We start from the raw sequence: 9,782 nt of genomic DNA, 5'->3' as shown, positions 1-9,782 counted from the left end.
AAACGCCTGAACCTGAGCCGAGCGAGTCCCCTGACCCTGAGCCATCACCTTCGCCAAGTGAGACCCCGGAACCTACACCGGAGCCGTCACCAAGTGAGAGTGTGACGCCAACTCCTGAACCGGAGCCTACGTCCGAACCGAGCGAGACCCCTGAGCCTTCGCCGGAACCGGAGCCGAGTGAAACTCCTGAACCAGAGCCGAAATCGTCGCCTGGGCCAGGTGCTCTGCCACGTACTGGTGCTCAAACCGTGGGAGTGCTTGTGGCTGGTGGGGTGCTTCTAGCGGTTGGAATAGTCGCTACTGTTCTGTCTCGTCGGAGCTCACGTTCACTGTGACAAGAATGCGAGCTCACTGATGAATAATGTTCCCGGGAGAGCCTGGCTCTCCCGGGATGCATGAAATCACAGGTTGCTGGTTGAAGCTGACTAATGGGCGAAAGGTAGAAGTTCCAGAAGTCGCTATCAGCGTCCAGGACGGCAACTATGGCCGCACAAACGCTGACAGAACCGCAACAGTGTCAGCGACGTCGCTGATTGCGATCATTTCGCGGGCCGAATGCATACTCCACAGTGGCGCTCCCACATCCACCGTGGTCATGCCCAACCGGGTGGCGGTGAGTGGCCCAATCGTGGAACCGCACGGCATGTTGTTGTTTGACACGAAGTCCTGGTAGGCAACGCCTGCGTCTTCGCACGCCTGGGCCCACACTGCGGTTCCCACCGCGTCCGAGGCGTAGCGCTGTTGGGCATTGAGTTTCAAGAGCGGCCCGCGCCCCAGGAGCGGGGTGATGCGTGGGTCGTGGTGCTCTGGATAGTTGGGGTGCACAGCGTGGCCCGTGTCCGAGCTGACGCATACGGAACCTGCGAGACTGCGCATGTACGTGTTGCGTTCGTGCCCTTCATAGCCCCAGGCAGAGGCCATGCCGTACACGATGCGTTCGGTGACTTGGGCAAGCATGGGGCCGCACGCACCGGATCGTGTTCCGGACCCCACTTCCTCGTGGTCAAAGGCTGCAAGAACAGCAATGTCGGTGGGGTCGGTGAGTTTTTCAATCGCACGCATTCCCGCGTGAACACTGACCAGGTTGTCCAGACGTGGAGAGGCCAGGAATTCGTTGTGTGCCCCAAACAAAGCAGGCTCCTGGGCGGCACATGTGTAAATGTCGTGGCCCAAAACATCTTCCGGGTCAACCCCAGCGGACTGGGCCAACAATTTTTCCAGCTCAACCGGCTCTAAGCCCACCACGGGCTGGGTGTGGCGCTGTTTGTCCAGCTTGAGACCGTCGTTGACCCCACGGTCCAAGTGGATTGCCAGCTGGGGAATACGCCCAACCGGCCCAGTCGATGCCAAAACAGTAGAGCCGTCACGCAAAGCGAGACGTCCTGCGAACACCAGTTCACGGTCCAACCAGGAATTCAGTAGAGGTCCACCGTAGATTTCCACGCCCACCTGTGCTGCACCAGCGTTGGTGAAGTCGGACTTTGGAGCCAGTTTGAACGCCGGTGAGTCCGTGTGTGCGCCAATGACGCGAAAAACGGGCGCATCGCTGGCGCCGCTAGTGGAACCACCAGTCCCAGCAACGGTTTTCGGAAGAACAAACGCCATGACCGCACCGTCACGGACAATTACGTAGCGTCCTCCCGGAACCAAATCCCAGGCCTGTGCTTCGTCAAGTACCTCAAAGCCCTGGCCAGTCAAGCGATCCCGGACATGAGCGGCGGCGTGATACGACGACGGTGACGCTTTCACCACGCGCATGAGGTCGCGTGCATAATTCTGTGCGAGTGTTTCAGTTGTTTGAGTCATACGTATAGCCTAGTGAACCGTGATTGCTCAGCTTGTTCGCATCGTGGGGTGGACCTTCTTCCCTCTCGCTCTTTTAGCGAAACTGCCATTCGCCATGTCGGTGGTGGCGGTCATGACGTCCGTCTCAGTGGTGACCCACAGTTACGGGACCGCTGGCTTTGCCGCCGCCCTGGTGGGGCTGGGAACCGCCGTGTCTGGGCCCATCTACGGCATCCTGGCTGACAAATACGGCCAACGTCCGGTCCTCGTTTTCACCGCCGTGACTAACGCCGCCAGTCTGTTGGGCCTGGGGTGGGCGTTACGCGCAAGCGACTCCCAGCCCAACGTACTGCTCATCTGCGCCGCAGCACTGTGTATTGGGTGCACGCAACCCCAAGCCACGTCGATGGTGCGCTCGCGCTGGCTCCAAGCCTTGCGCCACAATTTCAACGACGATGTTCCCACCCGCGTGACCAACACGGTCCTGTCATACGAATCCATGACCGACGAACTCGTGTTCGTCTTGGGTCCCGTGGTCGTGGGGGTCATTGCAACCCTTGCGGGCGTGGTGGTGCCCCTTGACGCCGCCGCGATCTTGACCGCGTTGGGTGTCCTAGGTATCGCGTTCCACCCGTCGTCGGTGTACTCGACGGGACGAGCCAAGGCCAGGGTGGACGACCTCGGCGACGGTACCCCCACTCAACCCACGACAGCCCCGATGGGAACGCTCCTTGCGCCGCGCGTGATGGTGCCCGTGGCGGGAATGTTGTCGATTGGGCTGTTCTTTGGGTCCATGCTCACCAGCCTCACCAGTTTCATGGAGACGCTGGGCCGGGCCGATGCCACGGGACTTCTGTACGGCGTGATGGGCGTGACTTCCGCGCTGTTCGCGTTTTCGGTCGTGGCACTGCCTGACCGTGTCATCTTGGTTGTGCGGTGGATGGTCGCAGGCGCGATCGCGGTGGCCGGTGCGGCGATTCTCAACCTGGTTCCTGGTATGTCCGGTTTGGTGATTGCGTTGTTGGTGCTGGGTACTGGAATTGGGCCCGCGTTGGTGACGTTGTATTCCATTGCCGCCGAGGTGGCACCGACTGGCCGCACCACTGCAGTGATGTCGATGATGGCGACCGCGGTTACGGTGGGGCAGGCTACTGCGAGTGCGGTGGTGGGTAATCTGGTTGACGGTTCGGGATACCTTATGGGGTACGTTGCGGTTGCGGTGGCTACCGGGTGTTTGTTGGCGCTATCGTTTCCGTACGTGGTTGTGCAACGTGGGCGCCCTCAGTAACGGTGGGTTCGCATGGGTACGGCAGGTAGGCTAGATATGAGTTGCTTCAACACGAGTGAGGTGCCGTGGTTTTAACCGCTCAGCTAACGACTGAATGGCACGCGTGGCATGACGCGCGCGTGGCGGATCTGGCTACCCGTTTTGGCCCGTTGAGCATCACCGATATCCAATGGGTGCAACCGGGGCAGTCAGGTCGATGGTTCGACCTTCCCGGCGAGTTCAGCTTTGACGGCACCTGGATGCACTTCAAGGTCGACCCAGGACACACTGTGGGCCCAACGGCTGCGTCCTTGGAAGTGACGGACGCTCCGAGTTCGTCGCTCATGGCAGCAACCCACTCTAAGGAAGGCACATTTAGTGCGCGCGTGTCCCTCAACACTGGTTTTAATTGGTTGTTGAGCGGTGATGTGGTGGTTGAGCTCCTCAACCGTGAAGGGTACGTGGCGTTGCGTAAGCGTGACTCTAAAGCACCTCTTCTTTCACGGTTTATTGATGTTCCCACGTTCCCGCTGGACACCTCGTGGACTGTGCAAGGGACATTTGAGCCGTTTGACCAGCCCCAGTCGCACCGTATTGGGACTGCGACCCCTGGTTTGGACCGCACAGAAACGTTCCCCGGAACAGTCACATTTGAGCTAGGCGGTCAGCAACACACGGTGATGGTATCTGGGTCCTTAAGCAGTGGCCTATACATCAACTTTTATGACTACACCAACGGAACTACCACGCCAAACTGGCGTCGATTGAACTTGGGGGTCCCTGATCATTCCGGCGGTGTGATCCTGGACTTCAACCGGACTGTCGTGTGGCCCATGGCGTTTACTCCGTACGTGGCGTGCCCGGCTCCGGTTCCCCAGAATTTGTTGCCTCTGAACGTGGAGGCAGGGGAGCGGAAACCTGCTCAAACGCTAGGCGAATCGGGTGTCAACACGCCTGTGTTGTTGGTGCGCACAGGTGGCGACATTTTTTATGAAAAGTCGCTTGAACTTCTTCGTCACCTGGGCGTAGACGTCACGGTCGCCGATTCGACTGGCGACGAACTTCTTCCACCCTTGACGGGGTATGCCGGCCTCGTTGTGGTCGGTTATGACACCCCTGAGGTCACCGGCGTTAACGAACAAGTGATGGAACTGCTCAGTGATGCTACGGGCGCGTCTGTTCCCGTGGTAGCCATTGGAAATGTTGCTACCCTGCTCAGTTCTCACGAAAAGGTTGCGGAACACCCGTGGCAGGCATCTTTGGAATCGACGGACTTCTCCGTTGCCACATTCAATAGCGAACAGCAAGTCTCAGCCGGGCCGGTGTACGACGTGACTGTGAACGATGTGGTTGCGCGTGATCGTCTGTTCTCCCAGGTGGTTCGCTATGACGAAGGTGGCACATCTTACATTCCTGTTCGCGAAATCGAACCCGTTTTGCGCAAACAGCAGACACGCAAAAAAGCCGAAGCCAAAGGTACAGAGTCAACTGAACCTTCGACCTCGGCAACGCTTGAAGGCCAGGTAGCTTCTAACCAGGGCTCCGAGCACCAGGGCTCTGAACCTCAGTGGTCCACGCATGCCACGTGGCAGGACCTTATTGAGCGTTTTGCGCGGTTAGTGCATTCGCAGATTTAACCGCTCTAAGTCTTTAACCGCTTTAGTCTTTGATGACGTCGCCGGAGCGGTGGTGGATCTTAAGCTCCACGGATTCGGTCTTGCCCTTGGGGTAAACCTTGACTTCCCAGTGCACTCCGTCGTCGGATGAAAGCTCTGCTTCGTCAACGGTTCCTGGAGTGTGGCGAGTAGCGGACGCGATCGCTTCCTTGAGGGTCTGACGGACCTGGGATGCGGCGTTCTTGTCGTCGGAGTCGGCGTCGTCCTTCTTTTCAACGGAGGAGCCGTCAGCGGAAACCTTCACTTCGACCTTTTTGTTACCGGCCAGCACGTCGACTTTCCAGGTGCCGTCGTCTTCGTGATCGATGCCAATGGCCTTCGAGTCCTTCACTTCAGCTTCAGCAGTGTCGATTGCCGCGTTGGCAGCTTCAACGGACCCGCCTTTTTCGTTGTTGTCGTCATCGTCGTCAAGCGACGTCACGCCGTTGTCGTCAACGGATTCGTTCGACTCTTCTGTTGCTTGTTCGGCTGGAGCCTGTTCGCCACCGGTGGTCTGCTGTGCGCCCTCGCCTTCGTTGCCACCACAACCGGCAAGAGCCAACGCAGTAGCGATGGGAACAGCCAGGAACGCTTTGCGTAGGTTCATTTTCTTCATATTTCAACCGTAACGAATTACTGCGAGTGACGCCCGTCCGACTCCTGTGATGCCAGTTACGGGCAGCAAGTAATTGCGCTCTGGCGACCTGCGTAGAGCCGCTTCACGGGCGCCGCACGGCTACCACGAGGTCTTCCAGCACTGCCGGCTGCCCACTGGGGTCTGCGACGGTCCGGTCCCACACCTCGGCCAGCAAAACCTCACCGGAAAGCAGGGCCGGTTCAGACTCAAGCGTTGGCAGTGCGCGGGTGCGGGCCTCCCACTGCTCGTCCGTGAAGTTTTCGCGCGCCCAGGGTGGCATCTGCGCATGGGACACGGTGAGGAACACGCCTCCGGGGTGCAGGAGGTTGCGGGCGGCTTGGAGGAGTTCTTCGCGTTCTGCTACCACGTTGGTGTGGAGGAATGACACGGTGATCAGGTCAAATGTGGTGCCGGCGGCGTGCTGGTGGGCAAGCCAGGTTTCGGCGTCCGAGGCGGCAAAAGTCGCCGTGACACCCTGCCTGAGTGCGTGCGACTGGGCGCGTTCGATGGCCGTGGGAGCGATGTCAACGCCGGTGACTTCGTAGCCTTGGTCAGCGAGCCACAGCGCGTCGCCACCTTCACCACACGCCAGGTCAAGCGCCCGGAGGTTGGGTCGCTGGCTGGGGTATTTCCGCCGAGGTCGTTCACAGCCGACCTACCAGATGGAGACGCGTTCGGCTGGGTCCAGCCACATGCCGTCACCCGGTTTTGTGCCAAAGGTTTCGTGGAACGCGTCCATGTTCTTCAGCACCTGGTTGCACCTGAACTCTTCAGGGGAGTGCGGGTCAACTGCGAGCCGGCGGCGGCGTTCTTCCGCACGGAACTTAGACTTCCAGGCGATCGCCCACGCGGTGAAGAACGCGCGAGCGTCGTCTTCGGACACGTTTCCGTCGGAGGCGATGTTGAGTGCCTTCCACGCGATTCCCAGACCGCCCAGGTCGCCAATGTTTTCGCCCACGGTGAGTGACCCGTTGACGGTGTCGGAGGGATCCAGGCCCTCAGGAACCAAAACGTCGTACTGGTCGATGAGGCCCTGAACGCGCTCAGTGAAGCACTCGCGGTCTTCATCGGTCCACCAGTTGACCAGGTTTCCGGTGCCGTCGTAACGGGAGCCTTGGTCGTCAAAACCGTGACCGATTTCGTGACCGATGACCGCACCGATCGCTCCGAAGTTCGAGGCAGGCAGGCCATCTGCGTCGAAGAACGGGGGTTGCAGAATGGCAGCCGGGAACACGATTTCGTTGAGCACGGGGTGGTAGTACGCATTGACCGTCTGCGGGTTCATGAGCCATTCGTGTGGGTCAATAGGCTGGTTGATCCGGTCGATGTGGCGTTTGGTTTCAGCCACGGTTGCGCGGTCAACGTTGCCGGCGAGGTCGTCTGCCTTCACCTCGAAGTTGTACTCACGCCACACATCTGGGTAGCCCACCTTAGGGGTGAACTGGCTGAGCTTGGTGAGTGCTTTCTGTTTGGTTTCTTCACCCATCCAGTCGAGGTTGGTGATCGATTGGCGGTATGCCTCGATGAGAGCGTCGACAAGTTCACGAATCGCGTCTTTGGACTCTGGTGGGAAGTACTTTTCAACGTAGAGCTTGCCCACGACCTCACCCAGGTACCCTTCGACCAGGCTGACGCCACGTTTCCAGCGTTCACGGATCTGCGGAGTTCCAGACAGGGTGCGGGAGAAGAAGTCGAAGTGCTCATCCACAACTGCTTCAGGTAGCGCTCCGGTGCGGCTGTTGAGGATCTGGTAGATCGTCCAGGCCTTGAGCACTTCCAGGTCGGATTGCGCCCACACGTCAGTGTCGCCGGTGATTGCGGAAGGCTGGCCCACGATGAAGTGGTCCACGCTGGGGTCTACTCCCAGGGCGTCGAGCCAGGCGTCGATGTCGAAACCTTCCGTGAGCTCAACGAGTTCAGCGCGCGTGACCGGGTTGTAGGTTTTTTGGGCGTCTCGCACAGCCACCCGGTCCCAGTGGTGGGAAGCCATATCGGTTTCGATTGCGAGCACGTGAGTGGCAAGGTCAGAGCTGGTGAACCCGGTGTGCTTTACTAAGTCGGTGAGCTGGGCCAGACGCTCGATGTGCTCCACGAACTCGGTGCGGATCTCGCTGTACTGCTCGTCTGAGTAGTACGACTCATCGGGCAGGGTGATGCCGTCTTGCATCATGTACATGGCGTACGTGTCAGACTTCATGGCGTCCGGGGACACGTACGCGGCGATCACGCCGCTCACCCCGTGGCGGTACAGTTCACCGGAAACGCGAGCGAGTTCCTGGTGGTTCTTAGCGCCTTTCACCAGGTCAAACAAAGGCTGGAGTGGTTCTAGGCCACGGTCTTCAATGGTTTGTGTGTCCATGAAGCTGGAGTAGAGGTCGGACACCATCTGAGCAGGGGAGCCTGCTGGTGCGACTGCGCCTGCGGTTGCCTCTTCTGGTCCAGCCGAACCTGCCTGTGCATCAGCCCCGTCCCCGGCCCCAGCGCCAAGCCCGGTAATAATGTCACGGACTGCGACCTCGGCGGCGTCATGCAACTGACGCATCTGACCGTCCCCGGCCCGATCCTGCGGAATTTCAAATGTGTCGAGCCACTGGCCGTTGACGTGACGGAAGAAATCATCAGTTGGAAGAACAGTCATGGTTCTACGTTATCGCCTTGCGGGCATGCACCATAATGAACACATGATCCTCATTGCTAGTGATGCATTTAAGGGGACGATCGGCTCGCTCGAGGTGGCGCAGAGCTTGCGCGGACCGTGCGAAGAGGCCGGTTTCCCGGTGACAGTTTTGCCTCTTGCTGACGGTGGTGAGGGCACTGTGGACGCGTTGGTGACCTGCGGATATGAGGCGCACCAGGTGGAAGTGACCGGGCCGTTGGGTCAGCCGGTGACCGCGCGGTGGGCGTCGCTGCGTGATACGGCCGAGGTCGCGGCAGGTGGCACCCAAGGTGGCACGGCAGACGGCGCCCAAGGTGGCACGGCCGTCATTGAAATGGCCCAAGCGTCCGGGCTGCACCTGGTAGACCCGTCACCGCAAACTGCATGGGACGCGCACACGTACGGCACGGGCGAGCTGATTGCGCACGCCATCGAATACGGGTGTGCGCGGATCGTGGTTGGCGTGGGCGGGTCGGCCACAAGCGACGGCGGCCGGGGCGCACTCAGGGCGGTGAAAGAGGCAGGGGTGGACACCTCGGGCGTGGCTTTCACGGTGGCGTGCGACGTGGACAACCCGTTGACGGGGCCGCGCGGGGCCGCCGAGGTGTTTGGGCCGCAAAAGGGCGCCGACCGGGCGACCGTAGCCAGGTTGGAAGAACGATTGGCGCGGTGGGCAGACCAGCTGGACCCCACCGGGCGCGTGTGGGATCTGCCGGGCGCGGGAGCCGCGGGCGGGCTTGGGTTCGCGCTCATGGCGGGTTTGGGCGCGAACCGAGTGTCTGGGGCCGAGTTTGTGCTGTCAGCGGTGGGGTTCGACGAACAGCTGGAGCGCGCCAGTGTTGTGGTGACGGGCGAGGGCCAGTTTGACGAGCAGACGCTGGGTGGCAAGGGGCCGGGCACGGTGATTGTGCGCGCCGGGGAGGCTGGCGTGCCGGTGATCGTGGTGTGCGGGCAGGCGACGTTGCGTGCCGGCGCCGAGGTGGCTGAGGTTTTCGCGCTCACAGACTTAGCCCCGGTCCAGCAGTGTATTGCTGAACCGGGGCGAGTGCTTAAAGAAGTGGGTTATGCGTTAGCGGCTACTGTTCGAGACCGCGGCTTTTGCGACGGAACATCACAATGACGAGCGCGACAACGCCTACTGCGCCCAGGGCGATCACCACGTAGGCGATTGGTGAAATACCACCGTTGTCTTCGTTGGCTGTAGCGGAAGCGTCGGTGTCTGCCGAGGTATCGGCTGAGCTTCCGTTGTTGTTGGCGTTGTCTGCCTTGTTGTCGCCGGTGCCTTCGGCGGGCTGTTCGTTAGTGGAGGCGTCGCCTTCGTTTTCCGAGGTGGTTCCACCAGCAGCGTTGCTGTCGTTGATGGTGAATTCGAGGGTTCCGCTAATGGGGTGGCCGTCCGAGCTGACCACTCGCCACACGACTTTGTAGTCGCCTGGCGCCAGGTCGTCGGGGAGCGCCGAGGTGACTTTGCGACCTTCGATTGCGATTTCACCGGCAGATACGTCTTTGCCTTCGTGCATGACCTGGATTTCGGTGCCGATGTCCTGGATGTTTCCAGAAAACTCCAGTTCGAGCCATTCGGGTTGCTTGTCCAGCTTGGCTCCGTTTTTAGGGTTGGAGCCGATCAGCTGGTCGTGGGCGAGGGCTGGCGAAGCGAACATCAGGCCGAACGAACCGATCACCAAGGTCAGAACTGCGCTGAGCAGTAGGGAAAGTGCTGACCTGTGAGTCATGTCGAGTCTCCAATCAGTTAGACAGTGTATGTCCAGTATGAGGGATGTA

The 9,782-nt window shown here is 60.2% G+C and carries 8 protein-coding genes and 1 pseudogene; 4 read left to right on the top strand and 5 right to left on the bottom strand.

The window, feature by feature from the left end; all coding sequences use genetic code 11:
- Nucleotides 1–335: LPXTG cell wall anchor domain-containing protein (locus HMPREF0183_RS12795; RefSeq protein ID WP_156798155.1), on the top strand; the 335-nt coding region annotated here is incomplete at its 5' end.
- A gap of 145 nt (nt 336–480) precedes the next feature.
- On the opposite strand, the gene HMPREF0183_RS05120 is transcribed toward HMPREF0183_RS12795, so the two are convergent.
- Nucleotides 481–1,806 (bottom strand): M18 family aminopeptidase, encoded by a 1,326-nt coding sequence (locus tag HMPREF0183_RS05120; protein ID WP_005883527.1) that lies wholly within the window; start codon nt 1,804–1,806, stop codon nt 481–483.
- Between the two features lie 19 nt (nt 1,807–1,825).
- Between HMPREF0183_RS05120 and HMPREF0183_RS05115 the strand changes: the two genes are divergently transcribed.
- Nucleotides 1,826–3,073: an MFS transporter gene (locus HMPREF0183_RS05115; RefSeq protein WP_005883525.1), complete on the top strand. Its 1,248-nt coding sequence runs from the start codon at nt 1,826–1,828 to the stop codon at nt 3,071–3,073.
- 65 nt (nt 3,074–3,138) lie between these two features.
- Nucleotides 3,139–4,689: a DUF1684 domain-containing protein gene (locus HMPREF0183_RS12070; RefSeq protein WP_005883523.1), complete on the top strand. Its 1,551-nt coding sequence runs from the start codon at nt 3,139–3,141 to the stop codon at nt 4,687–4,689.
- A 22-nt stretch (nt 4,690–4,711) separates the two neighbouring features.
- Here HMPREF0183_RS12070 and HMPREF0183_RS05105 read toward each other — a convergent pair whose 3' ends face one another.
- The 3 genes and pseudogenes from HMPREF0183_RS05105 to HMPREF0183_RS05095 form a co-directional block, all read right to left on the bottom strand.
- Complete coding sequence (locus HMPREF0183_RS05105) at nt 4,712–5,323, bottom strand: PepSY domain-containing protein (RefSeq protein ID WP_005883521.1); 612 nt, start codon at nt 5,321–5,323, stop codon at nt 4,712–4,714.
- Nucleotides 5,324–5,426: 103 nt separating this feature from the next.
- A pseudogene (locus tag HMPREF0183_RS12495) lies at nt 5,427–5,957 on the bottom strand (class I SAM-dependent methyltransferase); the annotation flags it as partial.
- A 42-nt stretch (nt 5,958–5,999) separates the two neighbouring features.
- Nucleotides 6,000–7,982, bottom strand: coding sequence for a M13 family metallopeptidase (locus tag HMPREF0183_RS05095; protein ID WP_005883518.1), 1,983 nt, complete (start codon nt 7,980–7,982; stop codon nt 6,000–6,002).
- A gap of 43 nt (nt 7,983–8,025) precedes the next feature.
- Between HMPREF0183_RS05095 and HMPREF0183_RS05090 the strand changes: the two genes are divergently transcribed.
- Complete coding sequence (locus HMPREF0183_RS05090) at nt 8,026–9,120, top strand: glycerate kinase (protein WP_050775351.1); 1,095 nt, start codon at nt 8,026–8,028, stop codon at nt 9,118–9,120.
- On the opposite strand, the gene HMPREF0183_RS05085 is transcribed toward HMPREF0183_RS05090, so the two are convergent.
- Nucleotides 9,077–9,733 (bottom strand): copper resistance CopC family protein, encoded by a 657-nt coding sequence (locus HMPREF0183_RS05085; protein WP_005883514.1) that lies wholly within the window; start codon nt 9,731–9,733, stop codon nt 9,077–9,079. The genes HMPREF0183_RS05090 and HMPREF0183_RS05085 overlap by 44 nt on opposite strands.
- Nucleotides 9,734–9,782: the final 49 nt, after the last annotated feature.

The sequence above is a fragment of the Brevibacterium mcbrellneri ATCC 49030 genome, from assembly GCF_000178455.1.
GTDB lineage: Bacteria > Actinomycetota > Actinomycetes > Actinomycetales > Brevibacteriaceae > Brevibacterium > Brevibacterium mcbrellneri.
The sequence above is the reverse complement of the archived record's forward strand: the minus strand, read 5'-3'. Positions and strand labels throughout refer to the sequence as shown.